21 protein-coding genes, 1 pseudogene and 1 riboswitch are annotated in these 22,132 nt (G+C 67.3%); of the genes and pseudogenes, 13 read left to right on the forward strand and 9 right to left on the reverse strand.

Features of this window, described 5'->3' with window-relative positions:
* The coding region (locus ACFY2A_RS30080; RefSeq protein ID WP_387176655.1) for a hypothetical protein at nucleotides 1–366 on the forward strand (366 nt) is incomplete at its 5' end.
* A 276-nt stretch (nucleotides 367–642) separates the two neighbouring features.
* On the opposite strand, the gene ACFY2A_RS30085 is transcribed toward ACFY2A_RS30080, so the two are convergent.
* Nucleotides 643–1,950 (reverse strand): helix-turn-helix domain-containing protein, encoded by a 1,308-nt coding sequence (locus tag ACFY2A_RS30085; protein ID WP_387176657.1) that lies wholly within the window; start codon nucleotides 1,948–1,950, stop codon nucleotides 643–645.
* Between the two features lie 313 nt (nucleotides 1,951–2,263).
* Here ACFY2A_RS30085 and ACFY2A_RS30090 point away from each other — a divergent pair, with 313 nt between their 5' ends.
* Nucleotides 2,264–3,460, forward strand: a complete 1,197-nt coding sequence (locus ACFY2A_RS30090) for a multiprotein-bridging factor 1 family protein (protein ID WP_387176659.1) — start codon at nucleotides 2,264–2,266, stop codon at nucleotides 3,458–3,460.
* Between the two features lie 308 nt (nucleotides 3,461–3,768).
* A pseudogene (locus ACFY2A_RS30095) lies at nucleotides 3,769–4,128 on the forward strand (hypothetical protein); the annotation flags it as partial.
* Between the two features lie 744 nt (nucleotides 4,129–4,872).
* Here ACFY2A_RS30095 and ACFY2A_RS30100 read toward each other — a convergent pair.
* Both ACFY2A_RS30100 and ACFY2A_RS30105 read right to left on the reverse strand, forming a co-directional pair.
* Complete coding sequence (locus tag ACFY2A_RS30100) at nucleotides 4,873–6,033, reverse strand: sensor histidine kinase (RefSeq protein WP_387176661.1); 1,161 nt, start codon at nucleotides 6,031–6,033, stop codon at nucleotides 4,873–4,875.
* A complete protein-coding gene (locus ACFY2A_RS30105) occupies nucleotides 6,030–6,686 on the reverse strand; it encodes a response regulator transcription factor (RefSeq protein ID WP_363917721.1) in 657 nt (218 codons plus the stop codon). Before ACFY2A_RS30105 ends, ACFY2A_RS30100 begins: the two co-directional genes overlap by 4 nt.
* A 108-nt stretch (nucleotides 6,687–6,794) precedes the next feature.
* Between ACFY2A_RS30105 and dacB the strand changes: the two genes are divergently transcribed.
* Nucleotides 6,795–8,387, forward strand: a complete 1,593-nt coding sequence (gene dacB, locus ACFY2A_RS30110; protein WP_387176663.1) for a D-alanyl-D-alanine carboxypeptidase/D-alanyl-D-alanine-endopeptidase — start codon at nucleotides 6,795–6,797, stop codon at nucleotides 8,385–8,387.
* Nucleotides 8,384–9,535 (forward strand): serine hydrolase domain-containing protein, encoded by a 1,152-nt coding sequence (locus tag ACFY2A_RS30115; protein ID WP_387176665.1) that lies wholly within the window; start codon nucleotides 8,384–8,386, stop codon nucleotides 9,533–9,535. Before dacB ends, ACFY2A_RS30115 begins: the two co-directional genes overlap by 4 nt.
* 285 nt (nucleotides 9,536–9,820) lie before the next feature.
* Here ACFY2A_RS30115 and ACFY2A_RS30120 read toward each other — a convergent pair whose 3' ends face one another.
* Nucleotides 9,821–10,957 carry a glycosyltransferase family 4 protein gene (locus tag ACFY2A_RS30120; RefSeq protein WP_387176667.1) on the reverse strand — a complete coding sequence of 379 codons (1,137 nt, stop codon included), beginning with the start codon at nucleotides 10,955–10,957 and terminating at the stop codon, nucleotides 9,821–9,823.
* Between the two features lie 55 nt (nucleotides 10,958–11,012).
* Nucleotides 11,013–11,846, reverse strand: coding sequence for a hypothetical protein (locus tag ACFY2A_RS30125; protein WP_387176669.1), 834 nt, complete (start codon nucleotides 11,844–11,846; stop codon nucleotides 11,013–11,015).
* Between the two features lie 122 nt (nucleotides 11,847–11,968).
* Between ACFY2A_RS30125 and ACFY2A_RS30130 the strand changes: the two genes are divergently transcribed.
* The 4 genes from ACFY2A_RS30130 (at nucleotide 11,969) to ACFY2A_RS30145 (ending at nucleotide 14,956) form a co-directional block, all read left to right on the forward strand.
* A complete protein-coding gene (locus tag ACFY2A_RS30130) occupies nucleotides 11,969–12,436 on the forward strand; it encodes an ABC transporter substrate-binding protein (protein WP_387176671.1) in 468 nt (155 codons plus the stop codon).
* The gene (locus tag ACFY2A_RS30135; RefSeq protein WP_387176673.1) at nucleotides 12,415–13,053 is read left to right on the forward strand and encodes a hypothetical protein; all 639 of its coding nucleotides are present in this window, start codon (nucleotides 12,415–12,417) and stop codon (nucleotides 13,051–13,053) included. Before ACFY2A_RS30130 ends, ACFY2A_RS30135 begins: the two co-directional genes overlap by 22 nt.
* A 391-nt stretch (nucleotides 13,054–13,444) precedes the next feature.
* Nucleotides 13,445–13,561, forward strand: a riboswitch (SAM riboswitch).
* Nucleotides 13,520–14,203 (forward strand): GNAT family N-acetyltransferase, encoded by a 684-nt coding sequence (locus ACFY2A_RS30140; RefSeq protein WP_387176689.1) that lies wholly within the window; start codon nucleotides 13,520–13,522, stop codon nucleotides 14,201–14,203. Its footprint overlaps the riboswitch before it by 42 nt.
* Before the next feature lie 180 nt (nucleotides 14,204–14,383).
* Nucleotides 14,384–14,956: a histidine phosphatase family protein gene (locus ACFY2A_RS30145; RefSeq protein ID WP_387176675.1), complete on the forward strand. Its 573-nt coding sequence runs from the start codon at nucleotides 14,384–14,386 to the stop codon at nucleotides 14,954–14,956.
* Between the two features lie 112 nt (nucleotides 14,957–15,068).
* On the opposite strand, the gene ACFY2A_RS30150 is transcribed toward ACFY2A_RS30145, so the two are convergent.
* A complete protein-coding gene (locus tag ACFY2A_RS30150) occupies nucleotides 15,069–15,572 on the reverse strand; it encodes a nucleoside monophosphate kinase (protein ID WP_387176677.1) in 504 nt (167 codons plus the stop codon).
* A gap of 274 nt (nucleotides 15,573–15,846) precedes the next feature.
* Between ACFY2A_RS30150 and ACFY2A_RS30155 the strand changes: the two genes are divergently transcribed.
* On the forward strand, nucleotides 15,847–16,353 hold the full coding sequence (locus tag ACFY2A_RS30155; protein ID WP_387176679.1) for a GNAT family N-acetyltransferase: 507 nt from the start codon (nucleotides 15,847–15,849) through the stop codon (nucleotides 16,351–16,353).
* 211 nt (nucleotides 16,354–16,564) lie between these two features.
* Here the strand turns inward: ACFY2A_RS30155 and ACFY2A_RS30160 are convergent, their stop codons facing one another.
* Both ACFY2A_RS30160 and ACFY2A_RS30165 read right to left on the reverse strand, forming a co-directional pair.
* On the reverse strand, nucleotides 16,565–17,245 hold the full coding sequence (locus ACFY2A_RS30160) for an SUKH-4 family immunity protein (RefSeq protein WP_387176681.1): 681 nt from the start codon (nucleotides 17,243–17,245) through the stop codon (nucleotides 16,565–16,567).
* A gap of 675 nt (nucleotides 17,246–17,920) precedes the next feature.
* Nucleotides 17,921–18,799 carry a phosphotransferase gene (locus ACFY2A_RS30165; protein ID WP_387176683.1) on the reverse strand — a complete coding sequence of 293 codons (879 nt, stop codon included), beginning with the start codon at nucleotides 18,797–18,799 and terminating at the stop codon, nucleotides 17,921–17,923.
* 393 nt (nucleotides 18,800–19,192) lie between these two features.
* Between ACFY2A_RS30165 and ACFY2A_RS30170 the strand changes: the two genes are divergently transcribed.
* The 3 genes from ACFY2A_RS30170 to ACFY2A_RS30180 all read left to right on the forward strand — a co-directional run bounded on the left by ACFY2A_RS30170 (nucleotide 19,193) and on the right by ACFY2A_RS30180 (nucleotide 21,375).
* Entirely contained in the window at nucleotides 19,193–19,729 is a 537-nt protein-coding gene (locus ACFY2A_RS30170) for a hypothetical protein (RefSeq protein ID WP_387176685.1), read from the forward strand.
* Nucleotides 19,730–20,013: 284 nt separating this feature from the next.
* A complete protein-coding gene (locus ACFY2A_RS30175) occupies nucleotides 20,014–20,577 on the forward strand; it encodes a hypothetical protein (protein ID WP_387176687.1) in 564 nt (187 codons plus the stop codon).
* A gap of 219 nt (nucleotides 20,578–20,796) precedes the next feature.
* Nucleotides 20,797–21,375, forward strand: coding sequence for a DinB family protein (locus tag ACFY2A_RS30180; RefSeq protein WP_387176691.1), 579 nt, complete (start codon nucleotides 20,797–20,799; stop codon nucleotides 21,373–21,375).
* Between the two features lie 303 nt (nucleotides 21,376–21,678).
* On the opposite strand, the gene ACFY2A_RS30185 is transcribed toward ACFY2A_RS30180, so the two are convergent.
* Nucleotides 21,679–22,098 (reverse strand): hypothetical protein, encoded by a 420-nt coding sequence (locus ACFY2A_RS30185; RefSeq protein WP_387176693.1) that lies wholly within the window; start codon nucleotides 22,096–22,098, stop codon nucleotides 21,679–21,681.
* Between the last annotated feature and the right edge of the window lie 34 nt (nucleotides 22,099–22,132).

The following is a 22,132-nucleotide window of genomic DNA, read 5'->3' on the forward strand; positions in this document are numbered from 1 at the left end:
CCGGCATCGCCCACCTCCACAACATCATCCTCACCGGATGACACCAACATCGTTACCCGGCAACGCCTCCACCGAGTTACGAGACGTCCTTTAGGGAACTACCAGCAGGATGAATGGGGTGGCGGCGCTCTGGACGATCGTACCTGCGTGCCGCGGGCTCAAGCTGCTGCCGACCTGATGACCGCGGGAATTAGATCGGCACTGACCGACGAAGGCTCCGAGGTGCTTGGGCTCGATGACATGGAGGCGCGGCTTATCGCCGAGGTCAATGCTTTGCCGACCCGCCCGCACAGGGAGTCGAACGACGAGCTCATAGCCGAGATTCGCGCGGAAGCCTTCAACCGGCTTCGTGCGAACGCAGGCTGATGGCCCGGCGAGCTGTCGGCAGCAACGGCGACAGCAACCGGCGCTGACGGAGCGATTAGCGAGGGGTCCGAGCGGTCGGGCGCGCCGGTTCGGGCGGGTCGACGAGGACCGGGTCTAGGCCGTCACCAGGCCGTCGGAGGCCGATCGTGAGCGACCAACGACGACCAACGGTGACAATGTTTGCCCAGGTGACATGGTGTGGCTGCCTCGGTTACCAGGCCGTAGGGGGCCGCCTTACCTGTAGTTGGTGAACTGGTGCTTGCCCAGCCCGTCCTTTTAGGCAAGCCGCTCCTGCTGGCTGAAGTGGACGAGGTGTCCCACACCGAACTGGTGAAGCACGTCGGCAGCGGCGGTGCGCGCAGTGTCACGGAGGGTCTCCATACCGCCGGCCGTCGGCATTTCACCGACGACAGGGATGAACCTTCGTACTTCCCGCGAACCGGAGATCAGCGCCATGTGTGAGGAAACCATAGGGCCGTAGCGCTCGTAATCGACGGCTGTGAGCGGTCGAGCCGGATCCTGCCGGGACAGGTCTAGCCGGTACGACAGAGATCCCAGCCCACCCATACGCAGGGCGTATGTCTCGGCGAGCGCGGCGAAGTCGGCAGCGAAGCTTTCGACAAGAGGTCGATGCACATGGTGCTTGTCGGGGAGTACCGGTTGGAACCAGCCCTCCAGTGCACAAGCGAATACGACCGATCCGTCGTGGTGTAGCTCGACGTGCACGAACGTGGAAAGTGCGTCTGGCTCCTCGTTTCTGGTGGTGCGAACGACCCAGCGGCGGAGGCCCACTCTTGGGTTGTTGACGGCGAGACTGCCCAGCTCCCTGATAAGCAGAAGCCGCGATCCGGGAAGGACTTCACTGCTTCGTCTTAGCGCGGTTTCCAAGATCGGTCTTACATCGTCCCGGGTTGGTGGCGCGGTGACGGTCGGCAGCGGGGTCCGCGGCCGAGCCGCTGCAACGATCCATGCCCGCTGGTCACTCTCAAGCTGATCTCTCACCTCATCGACTAGTGCCGCCAGCCCGTGGGTCTCGTCCTCACGGCGGCTGAATCGCTCACTGTAGGCGCGCTCAATGTCGCGTTCGCGCATCCATTGAGTTTCCGGGCCTGCCCGGTAAGGGACACCGAGTTTGTTGAGCATGTTCTCTTGACCGAGGATGTGCGGCGCGTCGGGGCTTCGAGGCACCGCGAGGACCAGGACTGACTTCTCCCCGTCCGGGCTGGTGAGCGGGGTCAACTCCAATCCAGGCACCAATGGGTTGATGCGGGTGGCCGCTAGCATTCGTAGGCGTCGCTGCTGGGGCTCGGTGGCTTCGACCCCGAGGATCTCTTTCGCTCTACCGGTTCCACGTTCCTCGGCGACTCCGTACACGATGAGGCCGCCCCGGGTGTTGGCCATCGCAGCTAGATCCTTGGCGAACTCGTAGCTCTGTACCTCGTCCTTCCCGGGAAGAGTCTTCTTCCAGTCGAGGGCGTCAGTCTCAGCTACCCCTTGATTGACTGCTGACTCGATGAGGCTGTAATCGAGAGCTCGGGGGGTTTCGCCCAGCTGCTCGTGGAGGGATGACCATCGAATTGCCACGCCATGCGACGCTACCCGGACGCGCCCGCCAGGTGCATCTCGTCTCGCCGATGCGCGTTGGGCCCAGGGCCGTCGGCGGCGATACGCACGGGTGCCTGCCGACAGCAATGGTGAGAGCAACCGGCCGGGACGAGGGCAGCTGGGGACGGCCGAGCGCGGACAGTCGTCCGAGGTCTCGGACGCGGACGGACCCGGCCGGACGATGCGCCCAGAACTTACAAGCGAGGGGTCAACGGCGTGCGACGTTGAGGGTACGGTCGATGGGGTGGCGGCCGGGCGGGTTCGCCTGGCCTGTTGAGCTTGGAGCGGCGTTATGGCCTCGTCCGTCGATCCGCGCTTCGGTGTAGCTCTGCGTGAGTTTCGGGAGCGGCGTGGCCTGTCGCTTCGTTCTCTGGGGCAGCTCGCGCATCGGAGTAAGAGTCATCTGCACGAGTTGGAGACAGGGCTGAAGGCTCCGACATCGGACACGGCGCGCCACCTGGACCACATTCTCGATGCGGGAGGCGTGCTTGCTGGCCTGGTGGACGCGCCGGTCGACCACGCCGCCGAGGCCGGCGAGCTACTTGCGAGGGTCGCCGCCAGTGACGTGAGCAGAGACATGCTCGACCGGATCGAGCAGGGCGTAGACGACCTTGCCAGTTCCTATCCGACGATGGCTCCGGCGGACCTTCTACCGTTGGTGCGGCGGCACCTCGCCTATGTGGGGCGGTTGCTGGATGGACGGGTCACGCTTGCCCAACGGCGTCGGCTGTTGGTTGCCGGTGGCTGGCTGGCGGTGCTGCGGGCGACCGTTCACATCGATCTGCGGCAGCGGACCGCTGCGGCTGCTCACTTGCGAGCTGCTCGTGATCTTGCCGAACATGCCGAGCACGCCGAGATCCAGGCATGGTGTCTCGAAACCCGGGCCTGGGACGTGTTGACTCAAGGTGACTACCGGACCGCACTCGATCTTTCCGATCAAGCTCAGCGGGTCGCCCCGAAGGGTAGCTCTGCCCGCATTCAGGCGACGGCTCAGGAGGCTCGTGCCTGGGCGCGGATCGGGGACGTCGGCGCGACCCGGCGCGCGTTGGACCGGGTTGAGCGGCTGACGGCGAATCTGCCTGTTCCCGAGCGCGCCGAGCATCACTATCGCTACGACCCGGCGAAGGCCGCCGCGTATACGGCCACGACTCTGGCGTGGGCAGGTGACCCCGGTGCCGAGCAGGTGGCGCGGGCGGTGTTGACGGTTCTGGACCCACACGGTGATGGGGGATCGCGGCCCCGCCGGTCCGCTTCGGCACGTCTCGACCTTGGTCTTGCCCTGGTCGCTGCCGGCCAGCCGGATGAGGCGGTGGCGCTGGGGGTGCAGGCGGTGGCGTCCGGGCGGGTGGTGCCGTCGAACTGGTGGCGGGCTGCGGAGTTGCTGGCGAAGGTAGAGCAGTCGGGGGCACCAGAGGCCGCGACATTGCGTGACCTGTGCATCGAGTACGCCCCTGGACGTCGACCACCAGCGGACAGCACACCTGGTTAGCGGACAGTCACCTTCTGGATCGACAACACGCACGGCGTGAGGCTTGACCTCTACATCGGGCGCGGATCGAGGCACATCAGCAGATGGCCCTCCGTGTCCTCGGGAGGGAGGGCCGGACAGATGGCGGTGGCTATTGGACTCCTGCGGCGAATAGTCAGCCGGTACTTCCCGTCGCCACCGGCGGTATCGGGGTTCGGCCAGCGCATCCAGACGATGGAGCAGGAAGCCGCCCGGCGGCGGCTGTTGGACCAGGCGCGAGGCGTACAACAGCATTCGGCGGCGGGCAAGGATGCGTCGATGTCGCGGGAGCGACGCGTCTCGTACGACGAGTACCTGTCGGCCACCGCGTTGACGTTCGCCCGACGGCATCGGCCGGTCTGGTCCTGGCAGCTCTGGCGGCGCGTCTGCCGGTGCGGAGCCGACCTGCCGTGTCGTGCCCGGCACCGGATACCGATCAACCGGGGGCACTGGCCGCAGGAGGGCGAGCAGTGACCGGCGGGCCGGAGCGGACGATCCTCGCGGTGCATGTCCGAGGGCTCGACGGCTTGTGCGTCGGCTGTCGGGTGTGGTGGTCGCGGCTGTCGCCGTACCCCTGCTGGCAGGTGGACTGGGCGACCAGCCGGCAGGCCCGCGCGAGCGTCGCCCGGTTCCTGGGCGGTGTGCGGTGACCACTCACGGCCCGGTTTTGCCGATCTGGAGCTGCGGGGGCTGCGACCTGCCCTGGCCGTGCCCGACCCGACGGCGGGAGCTACGCGCGGAGTACGCGGATGCGCCGGTATCGCTGGTCCTCTACCTCGGTGGCTATCTCGTGCAGGCGGCCGAGGACATGCCCTGGGCGCCGGCCGGAGCGCTGCACCGCCGCCTCATCGGATGGACCCGACAGCCGTCGGAAGTGCAGCAGCGAAGTACAGCAACCGTGCCGACCGGACCCGACCGGAACGGGCGTCACCAGGCCGGATGACCTCGTATCAAGCCCGATCCGGCCGGCGTGCCGAGAGTTCACACCGAAGAGGTCACTGGTTCGATCCCAGTATCGCCCACCCGAACGCGTACCCAAACGCGGCCTGCGGAGGCGGTGAAGCCGCTGGTCAGGCCGCGCTTTTGGGTGGTTCGCACAGCGTGGTGAGTGCGCGCTGCCGAGGGCTTCGGGAGCCGTCGCGGGGCTGGCTGGGATCTGGTAACCAATGATGTCAGGCGTACGAGCCGCGGCGGTCGTCCGTGGGAGCGGCTATGTCAAGGAGTCCGGCTTCGATGAGCCGGACAACGCGTCGATCGTCGACCCGGATGACCGGAGCCCCACCATTGGCTGCATGAAGGTGCCCGAGGGGAGACTCGGCGAACCAAGAACCGGTCTCACCCGTTGGCCTTATGCATGGCATGCGGCGGATGTCGGCGAGGACCGGCGTCAGTTGCTAATTGTCGGAGTGGCGTGGGAAGCGGATGGCGATGTCCAGCCCACCGGTCGGGCGTGCGTTGCTGGAGAGTTGCCCGTGATGGGCGTCGACGACAGCGCGCACGATGGACAGGCCGAGGCCGGCTCCGCTGTCGGTTCGTGGCTGGTTGGTTGTTCCTCGGACGAAGGGTTCGAAGAGCTGGTCCGCTGTGTCGGGGTCGATGCGTTGGCCGGTGTTGGCGATGTGCAGGTGGGCGTGTTGCGCCGCGGTGTCGGTGGTGATGGCGATAGTGCCGCCTGTTTCGTTGTAGCGGATCGCGTTGTCGACGAGGTTGCTGACCATGCGATCGACCAGGACCGGATCACCGACGATTGGGGAGGAGCGTAGGTCGGTGCGCAGCTCGATGTGGAGTTTTTCCGTCTGTTCCCGTGCCGCGTCGGCGATCCCGGCCACGACGTCGGCGAGGTCGATCTGGTGTCGTCTGCTGGGTCCGGTGTGGCTGCGGGCCAGGGTGAGCAGGCCGTCGAGGGTGCGTTGGCTGTGCTCGACCGCGGTTCGGACGTCGCCGGCCATGACGAGGAGTTCTTCGGTGCTGGGTTGACCGTCGAGGGTCACGTCGATGGCGGTGCGCATGGTGGTCAGAGGGGTACGCAGCTCGTGGGCGGCATTGGCGACGAACATGCGGAGGCTGTGCAGCAGCTTGTCCCTTTCGGCCATGCCCGACTGGATGCGGTCGAGCATGCCGTTGACGGTTTGGGCCAACGTGGCGAGTTCGTCGGCGGGTGCGGTGACCGGTACCCGTTCGGAGAGATTCTCCGCGGAAAGCCGTCGGGCGGTGGCGGATATGGCGCGGATCGGCCGCAGTACCCGTCCGGCCAGCAGCCAGCCGAACACAGCCGTCAGCACGGTGACTGTCGCGAACGCGACGAGTGACTGAGTCAACAGTTGGGCGAGCGTCTCGGCGTGCAACCGGTCGACGGTCTCCAGTGCTGCGGCGCCGTCAGCCGGGATCGGCGACGGGGTGTCCGGTGAACCGAGGATGGCGAGCATTCTCGGCTGGTCGTCGAGGTTGCGGCGCATCAGCACGTAGGTGAGCGTGACCAGCACGATACCGGCGGCGAGGACGATGCCGGTGTGCAGCAGGGTGAGCCGGCTGCGGGCGCTAAGCCGGACGGTCATGTTCGAATCCGGTAGCCGGCGGCGGTCACGGTTTCGATGAGCGGCGGCTCACCGAGCTTGCGGCGCAGCGTACCCACGGTGATCCGGACGGCGTTGGTGAACGGGTTGGCGTGTTCGTCCCATACCTTCTCCAACAGGGTTTCGGCGCTGACCACGGCACCGCCGGCAGCGAGGAGCTGTTCCAACATGCCGAACTCCTTCGGGGTCAGGTGCAGCAGCCGGCCGGCGCGTTCGGCGGTGCGACGGGCGGGGTCGAGCAGCAGGTCGGCGGCGCGTAGTACCGGTGGGTGGGCGGTGGCGGTGCGTCTGGCCAGGGCCCGTACCCGGGCGATGAGTTCGGTGAACGCGAACGGCTTGCCCAGGTAGTCGTCGGCTCCGAGGGTGAGTCCGTCCACGCGGTCCTCGACCGCGCCGGAGGCTGTGAGCATGAGAATGCGCGAGGTGCCGCGTTCGGCCAGCCGCCGGCAGACGGTGTCCCCGTGGACTACTGGCAGGTCCCGGTCCAGCACGACGACGTCGTATGGGGTGAGGTCGAGCTTTTCGAGGGCGGTCTGACCGTCCATGGCGACGTCCACGGCGCAGCCGTGCTTGCGTAGCCCGGCGGCGATGTAACCAGCCAGCGGCTGTTCGTCTTCGACCAGCAACACGCGCACGGCACAGTCTCCCAGCAGGGACATATGGATTGTGTATGGCCCGGTCATCGGCTCCCGATATCCGCCCGCCGGTAGAAGTTGGCGCTGTTGCCTACAGAAGGAGATTCGATGGCACAGCCATCCAGGAGAGCCGTGCTCGGCATGCTGGGCGCCGTCCCGCTCGCTGCCGGCGGGGTGCTCACGTCCGGTGCAGCGGCCTCCGCCGCCTCCACGGACAGCACGCCGACCGGGTCGGGGCTGGCATCGAGGATCCAGGGGATCATCGAGCGGCCCGTGTTCGCCGGCTCGCACTGGGGCATGGCGTTCACCGCCGCCGACACCGGCCACATCGTGTACGCGTTGCGCCCGGACGAGTTGTTCGTGGCCGCCTCGTCGTTCAAGGTCTTCATCGCCGGTACCGCGTTCGAGGCGCTCGGCCCCGACCGCCGCTTCCACACCCGGGTCTACCGGACTGGACCGGTCGTGCGCGGCGTCCTTCGCGGTGATCTGGTGCTGGTGGCCGGTGGCGACCTGCTGCTGTCAGGTCGGCGACGACCCGACGGCACGCTGGACCTGCCGGACCCGGACCCGACCAACCTGGGCGGGGTCCCGTTGCCGGACCCGCTGGGGGAGATCCGCCACCTGGCCGGCCAGGTCGTCGCGGCTGGCATCCGGCGCGTCGAAGGTCGGATCCTGGTGGACGCGTCGCTGTTCCGCGAGGCGCGGGAGGGAATCGCCATCGGCGACACCAAGATCACGGTGTCGCCGATGATGGTCGGCGACCACGTCGTGCACGCCGTTGTGACCCCCGGCGGCGGTGCCGGTGCCGCCGGTGTGGTGCGGGCGTCCCCGCAGACCGGCTACGTGCGCTTTGTCAGTCAGGTGACCACGGTGCCTGCGTCCGGCCCGGCGCGGCCCCTCACCTTCGGCGACGACGTCGTGAGTCCCGACGGCAGCCGCACCGTGGCCGTCACCGGCGACATCGCGCTGGGCAGTCAACCACGATACGTGGCGTACTTCGTGCCGAACCCGACCCGGTTCGCGGGGACCGTGCTCGCCGAAGCTCTGCACGCCCTGGACGTACCGATCGCGGGCGGGATCGAGGCGGCCCTGGCCGGGTGGCGGGGTGCCCGAGTCGCCGAGCACGTGTCGCCGCCGCTGTCAGAACAGGTGAAGGTCATGCTCAAGGTCAGCTCCAACGTGCACACTGTCACGTTCCCGTACCTGGTGGGCGCGGTGGCGGGCCGCGACAGCATCACCCCGAAGGCGACCTACGAGCAGTACCGGCGCCGGCTGTTCCGTGCGGCCGGTCTCGATTCCGATCCGGCCGGAGCCGCCGACGGTGCCTACACCGCGGACACCTTCATCCGGTTCCTGACCCACCTCAAGCGGCGGCCGTACTTCGCACGGTACCGGCAGGCGCTGCCCATCATGGGCCGCGACGGCAGCCTCGCCGGCAACCAGCCGAACTCCCCGGCGGCGGGCCATGTCTATGCCAAGACCGGAACCGGCGGTCTGGCCACCCCGACCGGCGGCGCCATGCTCCACAAGGCCCTCGCCGGGTACATCGAGCTGCCGGACCGCCGATGGCTCACCTTCGCCCAGTTCATGAGACAGGAAACCACGTTCGAGACCGTCCGCGCCCTAGACGGCCAGGCCCAGGAAGCGATGGCCGAGATCGCCACCGCCGTCTACGAAACCCTCGCAAGGAGCCCGCGATGACCCGCCCCACGACCCGGCGAACCGTCCTCGGCGCGCTGGGTGCCGCCTCACTGGCCAGCACCACCCTGATGATCACACCCGGGGCGGCCAACGCCGCACCGCCAAAGGACCTACGCCGACGCGGCGCATACGACCGGTTTGTGGCCCAACGGGCCGCACAGGACGCCTTCTCCGGAACCGTGCTCATCGCGCACCACGGTCAACCCGTGCTGGCGCGCTCCCACGGCATGGCCAACAAAGACCAGTCCAATCCGAACCGGTCCGACACCGTCTTCTGGCTCGCATCGATCACCAAAACCTTCACCGCACTCGCGATCGCCCAACTGGCCCAACTGGGCAGGCTGGCCTTTCACGACACCGTCGGCGCCCACATCGACGGCTTCCCGACCGAGGTCGCCAGCACGGTCACCGTCCACCAACTGCTCACCCACACCTCCGGGGTCGGCCGGCCCGCCGTCGGCGGCGGCACCCCACCCGGACTCGACTGGAACAGCTTCGACGAGGTGATGGACGGCACCCTCACACTCCTCCGACAGACACCGCTGCAGTTCGCCCCCGGCACCCGGTACGCCTACAGCAACGACGGCTTCTTCCTCCTTGGCGCGATCGTGGCACGAGCGGCCGGACAGTCGTACTTCGACTACATCCGCCAGCACGTCTTCGCCCCCGCAGGCATGACCCGCACCGACTTCTACAGCCGCCCCCAGGTGCTGGCCAACAACGCCATCGCCCGGCCCTACTGGACCCAACGCGACGGCACCCGCGCCGACTTCGCCACCAGCCCCTACGCACCGTTCAGCACGGGACCGGCCGGCGGCGCCTACTCCACCGTAACCGACCTGCTCGCCTTCGCCGGTGCGCTGACCACCGGCAAACTGCTCAACCCCGCATTCGTTGATCTCATCACCAGCGGGAAACAGGCCCTACCACCGTCGCAGCTACCAAGCCAGGCCGAGTTCTACGGCTACGGCTACCTGAACGCGATCCTCAACAACCGACGCATCCTCGGGCACTCGGGTAGCGGGCCCGGCGCAGCCAACCGCCTAGACATCTACCCCGACCTGAACTGGGTCTCCATCGTCCTCAGCAACTACGACACCACCATCGACCCCATCGTTGAACTCGAACGCGAACTCATCACCAGATAGCCACGACCTCTCCGATCAGCATCGACACGGAGTGACCGGGCACCCTCACCGACTCGGCCGCCGGTGGCCAGCTCCGACCCCGGGAGCCGGGTCCGTGCCGGGCGAGTTGGGTCAACTGCGCCACTGTGGACTCCCGCTAGCGCCGTCCGGTGGCTCCGAATATCCGATCGAGCCGGCCTGAGCGGTGATCGTCGATCTGACCGGGCGGCGACCGTGGCCGGGTCGCCGCCCGGGTGAGGGCGTGCCGGGAGGAGCCGGCGGGCAAGCCCGGTCGGCGGCGGACGCTCAGCCCCGGGGTCGCCGCATCACTTTCTCGAAGAGGTTCTCGTATGCGGTCAGGGAAGCCCCAGCGCTGTACAGGTCCCGGGCCCGCCGCTGCCCGCGCGCTCGTACGTCCGCTGGCATGGCGAGCAGTTCCTCGATACCCGCGGTGATGGCCGGGATGTCGCCGACCGGCACCAGTGACCCGAATCCGGTGTCGGTCACCGGCACCCGGCCGCCGGGCAGGTCGGAGGAGAGCACCGGTACGCCGCAGAGCATCGCTTCGGCCTGAACGATGCCGAACGACTCCGCCACCGAGGTTAGGGCGAACACGTCGATGGAGGCGTAGAAGTCGTTGATCGCCGTTGCGCTCAACGGGCCGAGGACGCGGATGCGGGGGTCGTCCCCAGCGGCCCGGCGTACCTGCTCGATGATGCCGCCGCCCGCGACGGAGCGGTACTCGCCTGCGATCAGCAGCCGGGCGTCCGGGTCGGCGAGCCGGCGGAAGGCGGGGACCAGGTACTCGAGCCCCTTATCGGGCACGATCCTGCCCATGAAACCGACATGGGGTCCGCTGCCGTCCCGGAACGCTGGCTGGCCGCCGGTCCGGTCCAGACAGGGCGCCGGGATCGCGGACCAGTCAGCGCGTTGGATGTCCGGCCACAGGGCGGAGTGTCGAGCCTGGTCCGCGCTGTTGACGACGACCGCGGCCGAGCGGCGCAGGGCGGCCCGGGCGGAGCGGTTGACCCCGCCGATCTGTACTTTCCGCAGCAGGCTGGGCGGGATCCACACGTCGATGTGGTACGTGGACACGACGGGTGTGTCGCCGCAGAGCTGGGCGATCGGCCCCCCCTCCAGCATCGGCAGGTGGAGGTTGACCACACGGGACCGGCGCCCGACCCGGGCCGCCAGCAGCGGGAGTGCCGGGCTGACGACGCCCCGGCCGAGGCGGGCCAGCACCGGTGCCCGGACAACCTCTACCCCGTTGCGGTTCTCCCGGGCGGGCAGTGCCGAATCGTGCCGGGAGGTCACCACGGCGACGCGGTGCCCACGGGCCGCCATTCCCTCGGCGATGATCCGGGCCACCTCGGTGAGCCCGCTGACGTAGGGCGCGTAGTAGTTGAGAACGACTGTCAGGTCGAACGTGGAACCGATGTTCACGGGTTTCTCCTCCTTGGACGTCCCGGCACGGCCACGGTCGGTGCCGCGGGCGGGACTAGGCCGCGAGGTAGGCCACCAGCAGGCCGGCGCTCCAGATGGCGCAGTTGACGACGAGCAGCCGGTCGCGCACGAGTAACCGGGCCGGATTGCCGCCGGTCCGGTGCACGACGATGAGCTGGAGATAGCGGAACGTGGCGAAGAGCATGAACGGCGCGGAGAGCGTCAGCGTCAGGCGGCCGAAGGTGTCCACCACCGTCGCCGTGGTGAGGTACGACATGAACGACATCAGGCCGATGCCTGCGCTCAACAGGGCGAGGTAGTCCAGCAGCTGCACCGAGTACGCCGCCAGGGACGGCCGGTGCTGCTGCGAGGACGAGCCCAGCACCACGAGCTCGTGCCGGCGCTTGCCGATGCCGAACAGCAGGCAGATGCAGAAGATGGAGAGCACCAACCAGCCCGACAACGAGGCCGAGATGGCTAGGACGCCGGCTAGCAGGCGTAGCACGAACCCGCTCGCTACCAGGAAGACGTCGATCAGCGGTACATGCTTGAGCCAGGCGCTGTAGGCGATGTTGACGATCAGGTAGCCGGCGATCGGCCAGATCGCCTGCGCCGGTGCGTCGAGCAGCGTGACGCCAACGGCGATCACCAGCGACAGCAGGGCCAGGGCTCCCGCCTGGCTGGTGCTGGCATGGGCGGTGACGGGCCTGCACGTCGCGGTGCTGGCCGGCGCCTTCGGGCCGGTGTCACCGGCGGCCGCGGTGGGCGGCTTCGCGTTGGCCGCCGCAGCCGGGTTGGTCTTCTTCGTCGTACCGGGAGGTCTCGGCGCACGGGAACTCGTGCTCGGCTTCGCGTTGCTCCCGGTCCTGTCCGTGACCGAGGCAGTCACCGTGGTCACGGTCAGTCGATTCCTGATCACCGTCGGAGACGTGGTGGCGGCGGTTGTCGCCGTTGGCTTGCACCGGAGGTCGCAGCCGGCCCGCCAGCTGCACGTACACCCCGATCCGCGGCGTGGAGGCCGACCTGCTGCAACAAGCCTGGCAGGACTTCGTGGACTGCACCGGCGTCCGGATCGACTACGAGGGCAGCGCCGACTTCGAGACCGAAATCGGTCGCCGCGTGGCGGAGGGCCACGCCCCCGACGTCGCCTTCTTTCCGCAGCCCGGGCTCATAGGAACCTTCGCCCGGGACGCGGAGGTGCTCCCGCTGAAGGGCCGGGCACACGCCGCGGCCAAACGCGACTTCTCCGAGACCTGGCTCGGTTACGGCACGTTCGACGGCACCCTGTACGCCACCCCGCTCGACGCGAACGTGAAGAGCCTCGTCTGGTACTCGCCGAAGATGTTCCGGGACGCCGGTTGGCAGGTGCCGGGCACCTGGGCGGAACTGGTCGCGCTGAGCGACACCATCGCGGCCAGCGGGATCGAGCCGTGGTGCGCCGGCATCGAGTCGGGGGGGTGGCGACCGGCTGGCCACTGACCGACTGGGTCGAGGACGTGCTGCTGCGTATGCATGGTCCGGAGACATACGACCGATGGATCGCCCACACGATCCCGTTCGACGGTCCGGCGGTGGTCGACGCCGTCGAGCGGGTCAGTTCGGTGCTACGCGACGACCGGTACGTCAACGGCGGATTCGGTGACGTGGCGTCGATCGCCACCACCGGGTACCAGGAGGGCGGCTGGCCGATCCGGGACGGAGAGTGCGCGTTGCACCGCCAGGGCTCGTTCTACGCCAACCTCTGGCCGGCCGGTACGACGGTGGCGCAGGAAGGTGACGTCTTCGCGTTCTACCTGCCGACGGATCGTCCCGATGCCGAACGGCCGGTCCTCGGCGCCGGGCACTTCGTCGCTGCGTTCGACGGCCGCCCCGAGGTCGACGCCCGTCCGCGCGTACCTGGCCAGCGGCCACTTCGTCAACAGCCGGGCGAAGCTGGGCAACTGGATCTCGGCCCACCAGAAACTCGACGTCGCGAACGTCGTCAGTCCGCTCGACCGGCAGTCGGTGGAACTCCTCCAGGACCCGGGGACGGTCTTCCGGTTCGACGCCTCCGACCTGAACAGCGCCCCAAGGGCACTCAAGTGCGCCCGCCGTGACCTGCAAGTTCACGTTTCCGCAAGTGTCTACAAGTTCGGGGGCGGTTCAACGCGGCGCCAAGCCGGCCGCCCGGCCACGAGCTCCTCGGTCCACATGGCGCCGAACGCTCGCAGCCATAAACCGCATCGTCCGATACGCGTACGAGCACTCGGTCGGCACGCGCGCTCATCGGCCACGACCGGCCGCCAGCACCTACCCTGATCCGCCTCGATCACGAGCGCTACGCGGCATGAGCGTGCATCGAATCTTGCGAGGCACTGCGGCGCGGATTCGATCTGGGCGATCCGTGGGACGACCAAGTCGTATCGGCCCGGTGACGGCGAAGGCAGTGGCGTCGCGCGCTTGTTTCGGGGTCACGGTGCGGTTGTGCCGCTTGTTAGGGTGGTTCCAGGTCATGAGCGCCAGCGCGAAGCCCCGGCTTGCTGGCTGGCAACCCTCCGTCTCGTGGGTGGGGTGCCCCGGGTGATGACCTGGCTCGCTGCGCATCGCATCGGGCAAGCCGCGGACGGAGAGACCATGCCATTCCCCATGACGCGTAGCGCCCATGTTCTTGACGGCGATCTCGTTCGGCTGGAGCCATTGGATCACCGGCACGCCGCCGACCTCGCCGCAGCGGCCGAAGAGGACCGAACTTCATACCGCTTCACGTGGGTGCCCACCGCCGCCGGGGTCAGCGATTACATCGACGCACAGTTGAACCGGGCGACTCAGGGAAGGCTGATGCCGTACGCGCAGGTGGCAAAGGCCAGTGGACGCGCCGTCGGCGCCACGGCCTACTGGGATCCCCGGTTCTTGCCCGACCGCGATGCGCCCTACGCGGTGGAGGTGGGCTTCACCTGGCTGGCAGCGTCGGCGCAGCGCACTGGAGTGAACACGGAGGCGAAACTCCTGCTCTTCGCGAACGCGTTCGAGGTGTGGAACGTGGCCCGCGTCGACCTCAAAACCGATGCCCGCAACACGGTCTCCCGCAAAGCGATCGAGCGTACGGGGGCCCGGCTCGAAGGTGTCCTACGGTGCTGGTCGCGGTCTTGGGCACCGGGCGAGGTGGGCCTGCTGCGAGACTCTGCCATGTACTCGATCATCAATTCGGAATGGCCGGCCTGCCGGACCGCACTGCACGCCCAGGTCGGACGGGTCAAGAATCGCTGATCCAACAACCAGAGGCGTGATGGGAGACGGGTAGGCGCTCATGCCAGATCGCGCGTCTGTCACGCCACATGACAGCCAGTCGGCGGCGGCAGAGTGAACCGGCCTTGTTCTGGGCCGGGTCATCCGTGCTTTTTTGATCTATCGTGCTCATCGCCGAGCAAGACGGGAGGGTGCGTGTCGATGGCTCGTACACGGCTGTACCTCGTCCGCCACGGCGAACAGGATCCTGCGTCCGCTCACGCCCTGGACGGAGGTCTTTCACAACTCGGTCGCGAGCAGGCGGACCGGCTGGGCCGATGGCTCCGTACAGTGCCCTTTTCGATGATTCACTACAGCCCGTTGGCCCGTGCGGTTCAGACCGCCGAGGTCGTCGCCGGCCATCTCCCGCAGGTGCCGAGACACGCGTGCGACCTCATGGCGGACCGCACTCCGGTGCCCTCCGCAGGACAGCGTGGCCGATATCCGGACCGGTGGCTTGCCTGGCTGGATGGCGTGCCCGACGACGAGCGCGACGAAGACGCGTCGGCCCTGCAGGCCGCTGTCGAACACCTCGGTGTCACCGGCGACAAGGACCGGCACGAGCTGCTGATCACGCATAACTTCGTGATTGGGTGGTTCGTCCGCCATATGCTTGAGGCTCCGGTGTGGCGCTGGATCGGCCTCAACCAGGCCAACTGCGCGATCACCATCGTGCAGTGGAATTCCGATCGGCCGCCGACCTTAATCAGCTTCAACGACACCGGGCACCTGTAGCTGTACGGCCTCCGCCACTCGGCACGATCGGACGCAGGGCATCCACGATCTTCGTCACGCCGGGTAGTGTCCGATCGGCGGCAGATCAGTACACCGGCTTGGACCTGATGGCTTACTTGCCGGTGCTGACCACGATTGCCTGCAGATTGGCAGCGAGTTCCTCGACCGATGCGGACTGCTGCAGTACGTGAAATGCGTCAGAGGCGTGATAAAACGCCCTTACTGGAGCCGTGTGCAGCCGGTGGTCGGCGAGAATCTGCGGGAACTGTTCGCGTCTTGCGGCCAGCCGCCAGTCTTGGTCGATGCGGTCCTCGTCGAGCATCACCTGGATGACAATGTCTGGTGCATGGCCGTGTTCGGCCAGCAGTTCGGCGTGACGAATGGTCCGTGGGTAGCCGAACAGGACCCAGTAGCCGGGCGACCGTGCCAGCGTGTCCGCGACGAACTCGGCCAGCACCTCGTCTGGTACCAACTCGCCGGCCTGCATGTGACCCGCGAACCGCTGGCCCCATTCCGAGCCGCCCTGCACTGCCGCTCGGCAGAGGTTCCCGACGTTATACGCCTGCAGTCCCATGGCCTCGCCGAACAGCATTGCGGCGCCCCAGGCGTCGAGCACGCCGGGCTCCGCGATGACAGCTACCTTCCGCCGCACGCTCTCACTCTCCAACACCCAGAGAGCGCAGCTTATCGACGACTCGCCTACGTGCTCCAGCGCAGACGCGCTGGTCCGATCCAGGCTATAGGCAGAAGCCATCCCTGGATCCCATCGAGACGACCGCACGTCCGTCGCTCACCACGACGCGCGATCGGCGGTGCCAGAAGAGGGCGGCGAAATCCGGTAGCCACGGCGCGGGCAGGCGGGGTAGAGAAGCGTGGTGACGTCTTGGTCCGTGGTCGCCGAAGCCTTCGACTCAACCGATGCCTGCGCTCTTCGTCGTGACTACTACGCCGAAGTCGCCGGCCGCTACCTGAGGCGGCCCGTGACTGCCGAGGAGATCGACCATGGGATGGCCGGGGACGGTGCCGAACTGCTCACTCCACCCACGGGTCAGTTCATCGTCGGACGTTATGCGGGGGAGCCGGCCGCTTGTGGTGGATTCTCGATGCTCGACGACGAACGCGCTGAGCTCACCCGCGTCTACGTGCGGCCTGGCTTCCGCGGCCGTGGGGGTGCCCGCCTGCTGCTGACAGCGCTGGAGCGCCATGCATACGTGCTGGGTGCAAGGGAGATGGTTCTCAACACCCGCATCGATCTGATCGAGGCACGGTCGCTCTACATCCGACACGGCTACCTCGAAATCCCGGCGTACTGCACGGGTCCGTACATGGAGATCTGGTACGGCAAGCGTCTCACTCATTCGGCGCTGTTCAAAGGCCTTCCGGCAGCTTGCCGATAGGAGTGACCTCAATTTTGACTGGCGTACGGAGGCACCCTGCCCCATAACCTTCGGCGGCCTGCTTTGTCCGGATGGCCAATGAGCGTCCAGGACGTCTCACTTTGTAATCACCACGGCCGTTGTGAGCGAGAAAAGGCTCGGTAGATCGACACGCGCTCATCGGCAATGTGCGGCCGTTCCGAGCTGGCGCCAGGGTACTCGCCCAGATGGTTCAAAGGTCGTCGGTGATGGTCTCCACCCACAACGACCCGAGGTCGCGGTCGCCTAGCGTGGGGTCAAGCGACGTCATTCGGGTCAGGAAAGTCGCGCAGGATCGTTCCACTTCGGCGTGGTGCTGTTCGTGCTCTTCGAGGGGCGCGGTGTAGTGCGGATCGGGGTGTGCCCGGAGCAGTTCGACGGCCGCGTGCCAGCGCCAGGCGACCTCGACGAACGCCGCTACCGAGGCGTTGAAGTAGCAGACGGCCGGATGGTAGAGGTTCGGGTGGTAGGCGCGCAGCTGTTCGGCGAGGTCGTCTGTGGTCATCGGCCGTGCTCGTATGCCCATGACTCGTCCGGTGCCGGCGACCGCCCCTACTCGAATCGAGAGGTTGGCATCAAAGTCGGCGCCAAAGACGCCCAGCAGATACAGCCTGTGGTCTGCCGAGATGAGCCGACGTTCTGGCTCACCGGCGACTTTGGGTGTCAACGTGGGACGTGAGCCAGCTTGCGGCGTCGGGCGCAGCAACGGTCCGTCGGGCAGGCCCCACAGCCGCAGCGCCGAGCGATCTGATTCGGGCAGGTGCCATTGGCCGATGACCGCACCGACTCGAACCTGGGACCGCGGCTCGATCACAGAAGAAAGCGGCGCGTCGAGGACGGCCAGCATCTCGTCGTACAGGCTTCGCACGCTCACCTCCAGAGGCGAGAAGATCGTAGTGGCCACGCCGGCCCGTAGGTAGCCACAGTCGCCTACACCGCACCGAGTGCTTCCGGTTCCGGTCGCGGAGGCGGACTGGGCGCACGCACATCGGCATGAGCGCGCGGCTTTGTGTTCTTCCCGAGGGCGGGCGCCTGCGCGCACTGCGACCTCGTATGCAGGACAGCCACCTCGTGATGGTGGATCGAGGTGGCTGGCCCCAGGCGCGACGACTGGGCGGATCAGACCGTGCGTCTACGTACCGCTGTAACCGTTACGATCGGCCCTTCAGCTGCGGAAATATGGCTCGGATTCTGCCAAGTATGGTCCACCGATAGCCCTTGACCTGGGCAAACGTGATCCCCTGGTTGGCAGTGCGCGAACCACCTCAGCCAGATGTGCAGTGGGCTGGGGAAACACGTTCTCGCGGTGCCGGTTCGCGTTTTGGTCGCGTGGTTCAAAGTCGGTGCGTCGGCCGTCTGCCTACTACTCGGCCAGCGTTGATCTCACTGCTCTTCTTCAGCCGGGTGCGGACGCGACCCAGGACGTCTGGTTTCGCCCCATCCGGCGTCAGCGGCACTCTCGGCCGAAGCTGGCAATCGGAGCAGAGTCGGTCGCACTGGCGGCCGGCACCCGTGCTTTGTCAGCGGCCATGTGAGTGCGCCGACGCTGTTACGGATTGACGGTGTTCGGCGCATTGCTATCGCGTGTGGCGCAGCGGTGTCTTAGCCATTGGGTTGCGGCTGTTGCGAGGCGGAGTTTCTCCTCGGCGATGGCTTCCAGCGCGGTGGGCATCGGTGCCAGTGCGCCCGCCATCAGGAAGCCGGTATGCGCTGCGAGGATCGCATCGAAGAAAGCCGGCGGGCAGTTCAGAGCCGGCAAGGCTGCGTGAAGGTGCGGTTCGGGATCGATGCCGTCGGCTGCCATGCCGGTCAGCAGCGCGATGAGGTCGATGACGGGCGCACCGAGCCGGGCATGCGGCCAGTCGACGAACATTACGCGGTCACCGCTGAGCAGGACGTTGTGCGGGTACAGGTCGCAGTGCACTAGTGAGTCGCCCTGTGCCGCGTGCAGCCCTTGCTGCTCGATCGCGGTCAGTCGATCGAGATGGTGCGCCGCCCACGTCGAGACGGTGTGCAGTCGGGAGATGCTGGACGTATCGAGGGCGAGGTCAGCCCAGCCGCCGAGTCGCGGGTGGTCGCGCGGTAGCGCGATCGGTGACGGTGTGGCCGCCTGAGCGAAGGCGACTGCCTGCGTGACGACAAGACGGATCTGCCGTGCCGTCCACGGTCGCCCCGGTGCGACACCGTCCAAATGCTCGAAAACCAGAATCACCCACCGGCCGTCGTCGTGCGTGTTCAGTAGTCGAGGCACGGGCAGGCCCGCTGGCAGCCGCCCAGCCACTCCAGCCTCGGCGCGGTAATGCGACGCCTCGACCGGCCACAGCTGTGCGTCCACTGCCTTGACGAAGGCCCGGTGGCCACCTCGCAGGGTGAGCCGGGAGGCGAAGCCGGGCGAGAATCCACCGGAACAGCTCTCGTTTAACACCACGGCGCCACCCAGCAGACCTTCGATACGCCCTCGAACCGACGCCGGTAGTTCGGCCCAGCGGGGTCGTTTCCTACTCGCGGACACGGCCGTACTCCTCACCTGTTAACGCAGGATCTCATCGACGGCGGAGACGAACTGCTGGCCAGCGGCCGGGTAGACACCAACCTGTTCAGCGTGGGCCATATCAACACCCCGGGCGGGCAACGACTGGCGACTGCGGGAGACAACGATCCCGTAGCGAGTAGTGCGCGGCAATCGAGGATCCTTTACCGACAAGACCGATTGACATCCATCACGAATAGTCGATGTGACACGGGCGGATGCAGCGTTGATCGATGTCAGTACCCTGCGGGCATCGATCGGTTCGTCGGTAGTCGCGTCAGGAGGCATGCGGTGCGGGGTTTACCGCCCGCCGCCTACCGCGGCTTTGTACTGGTCTTCGGGGTGGTCCTCATGGTGATGGGGGCTGAGCGAGGCTACGCGTTCGTCGCTGGGGTGCCAGGGCACGTCGCGGTCAGTGACTGCCACTTCGAGTCCGGCAGCAAGCGGGACGGCTGGGCGTGTTCGGGCCCCTTCACCGCAGAGGACGGCAGCGTCCGCATCGACCGGGTACGCATCCGTCCTTTGCTCTACGCCCGTCCTAACGGCGCGATCGGGGTCAAGGTGGTGGGGCCAAGCGCCACCTCCGCCTGGGAGCCGGACCCCTGGTTGCTGCTGCCAGCGGGCGGAGGTCTGGTCCTCTTCATGCTCAGCGCATTCGGTCTGTGGTCGACGCTGCGCCCCGACCAAGACGGCCCGAAGGCAGCGGAGGACGCCGAGCTGGCGGAGGCGCGACGGCAACTCGCCGCACGACGGGCCGAACTCGCACAGCTGCGCGAGGACCACTTTCCCGACTTCCCGCCGGAACCTCTCCGGCGATGGTCCCGCTGAAGCCAGTCCCACCAACACCACATCCTCGAGAAGCTCGGTGTGCCACCGTCAGCGGCAAAGGCCACGGAACGCCAGCCATCTCAAGCCATACCTCCCGAGCCCGAGCAAGCAACGGATTACAGGCCACGGACGCATCTTCACGTTTCGTCCAACGTTCATGCCACAGAGTTCACAGCTGTCAGCGTCGGCGCGCCCTCTTCTGCCGCGACGCGTAAGGCAGGAGTAACCAGGGTGACGTCTGCGGCCGAATCGGCGATCGTGTTGCGGTGAGGAGCGCGGACGACATGGACGACCAGGAGAACTGGACGGGTGGCTTCTACGAACTCTGCCTGGTTCTCGGCGCAGCTGACGATGACAACGTCGACCGGGCCCTACGGTCCCTGTGGCGCGCTGTCGGCGTTCAGGGTTGCCATGTTCGTCGAGCCGACGGGACCGGATTCGCGGCGGTCGAGCTTGGCGTGGCAGCCCTCCACGCACATGGTCACTTGCGCGGGACGCTGACGCTGCCCTCGGGCGCCCGCGTCGTCTGCGGTGGTTTCCTATCCCGGTACGAAGGCCTGGATACCTTGGAGCTTTACCTACCGCTGGGCGCGTTGGCCCGAGTCGACCGCCGCATCGGCGGCTACCCCTTCGACGAATCCAGCGGCGTGGAATCGTTGACGTGGCGTAGCACGCTCGACCGGTGGCTGGCCGACGTCGCGATTGCCGTATACGGCGAGGTGCCGTTCCACCGCGCGCTCATCGGTTTCGAAGTCGATGAGGACTGCGGCATCAGCGGCGATCAGCGGTATGCCGCGGTCCTGATGCCCCGCGCCGACGGCTTGGAGTACCAGCCCGCCAACGCCTGAGACGCGACGAGTCATTCGACTCTACATCGAGGACGCCCTGCCCACTCGATCTTCGCAACAACGCACGGACATGCCGCCGATTGGGCTTCACCGTACGTGACCGCCGACGGCAGAGCTGAAGACGCAGTGTTCCGAGTTCGGTCGCTGGTGTGGCTAAGCGCTGCCGGCGTGAGCGCCGGTGGGACCACGAGCAGCCCAGGCATGGCAGGCTCATGCCGCATGATCGACGAATTCGCGAAGACCAACCTGCACGGGAGACTGCGGCGGGACCGTAAGGCGCTGCTCTGGAAACTCGACGGCTTGTCCGAATACGACGCCCGCCGACCTTTGACAGTGACCGGGACCAACCTCATCGGCCTGGTCAAACACGTGGCCACCGTCGAGGCCAGGTACTTCGGCGAGGTCTTCGACCGCCCTTCCCCGGAACCGCTGCCCCGGTGGCAGGACTCCAACGGCAACGATCTGTGGGCGCCTGAGGACGAGACCCGCGATCAGATCATCGCGTTCTACCGGCGTACGTGGGAACACTCGGACGCGACGATCAACGAGCTTCCCCTCGACGCCCCCGGCCACGTGCCGTGGTGGCCGGAGCCTTATGCAGACACGAACCTGTTCGCCATCATGGTCCATGTCCTCGGCGAGTCCATCCGGCATGCCGGGCACGCCGATATCCTGCGCGAGGGCCTCGACGGGCGAACCGGGTTGCGCGCCGAACACGAGAAGCAGATCGACGAGGAAGCCCGTGCAGCCTACTGCGCGAAGATCGAGCAGGCCGCCAGGTCGGCCGCACCAATCTAGGCTTAGTTGAGACATGGCCCGCGCCGTTCGCAGCGACGAAGCGCCCGGGCCGTACGAGGTTCGGCGCCTGGTTCAGTAGTACGAGGACGCCCGCGATCATCTGCCGCGATGACGACGTGACGTGGTCGGCTTGTCAGTGACCGACCGTGACCTAAGCTGGTTGCCTCGGGACTCGGTGCCCCATGCCTGGTCGGCGGCTGCAGCGATCGCACGCCATGTGTAGCCTTCGGCTCGCCATTGCCTGACTTGCCGCGCAATGTCCGTGGTAAGAGTCAGTCCCGACGCCTTCAGCACGTGCCGAACCTACGCTTCGCACCTTGATGGTGTCACCTGCGTCCGGATTTGCCGCCGTCCGCGCTCCGTGCTCGGCGGGTGCACGACGGCGGCTGCGTCATGGCAGGTTAGCCCCTTCACAGCCGAGCCGCGATCGTTTGGGCACACACGATCGACTCGGTGTGGGTTGTGGGTGGTATCGACCTCCACGTCGTACACCACACCCCGGTGCACCAGGTGGGCCTGTGCGGCGGCCATCCCACGGACCCGGTCGCCGCGGGCGATCTCGCGACCGGCGGCGACCTCCGCATCGCAGCGGACGCCGGCCCACAGCACGTCCAGTCCGTCGAGTACGGCCCGCCACCGCTGTTGAGATCCAGCGCCGCCAAGGAAGACGTCATCGACGATGACGTGGGCACCGGCTCCGACAGTGGCAGCGACCCCGGCCATCCAGGCCTTTTGCAACCGGTCGAACTCCGGCCCG

Origin of the sequence: Micromonospora sp. NPDC000442 (assembly GCF_042898635.1) — a bacterium.
GTDB lineage: Bacteria > Actinomycetota > Actinomycetes > Mycobacteriales > Micromonosporaceae > Micromonospora.

Excerpts from the sequence above, each read along its gene's own strand:
- ACFY2A_RS30145 (WP_387176675.1), top strand. The coding sequence starts at position 14,384 with ATGGCTCGTACACGGCTGTACCTCGTCCGCCACGGCGAACAGGATCCT.
- dacB (WP_387176663.1), top strand. The coding sequence starts at position 6,795 with ATGGCACAGCCATCCAGGAGAGCCGTGCTCGGCATGCTGGGCGCCGTC.
- ACFY2A_RS30185 (WP_387176693.1), bottom strand. The coding sequence starts at position 22,098 with ATGGCCGGGGTCGCTGCCACTGTCGGAGCCGGTGCCCACGTCATCGTC.
- ACFY2A_RS30090 (WP_387176659.1), top strand. The coding sequence starts at position 2,264 with ATGGCCTCGTCCGTCGATCCGCGCTTCGGTGTAGCTCTGCGTGAGTTT.
- ACFY2A_RS30180 (WP_387176691.1), top strand. The coding sequence starts at position 20,797 with ATGATCGACGAATTCGCGAAGACCAACCTGCACGGGAGACTGCGGCGG.
- ACFY2A_RS30140 (WP_387176689.1), top strand. The coding sequence starts at position 13,520 with ATGACCTGGCTCGCTGCGCATCGCATCGGGCAAGCCGCGGACGGAGAG.
- ACFY2A_RS30175 (WP_387176687.1), top strand. The coding sequence starts at position 20,014 with ATGGACGACCAGGAGAACTGGACGGGTGGCTTCTACGAACTCTGCCTG.
- ACFY2A_RS30115 (WP_387176665.1), top strand. The coding sequence starts at position 8,384 with ATGACCCGCCCCACGACCCGGCGAACCGTCCTCGGCGCGCTGGGTGCC.
- ACFY2A_RS30100 (WP_387176661.1), bottom strand. The coding sequence starts at position 6,033 with ATGACCGTCCGGCTTAGCGCCCGCAGCCGGCTCACCCTGCTGCACACC.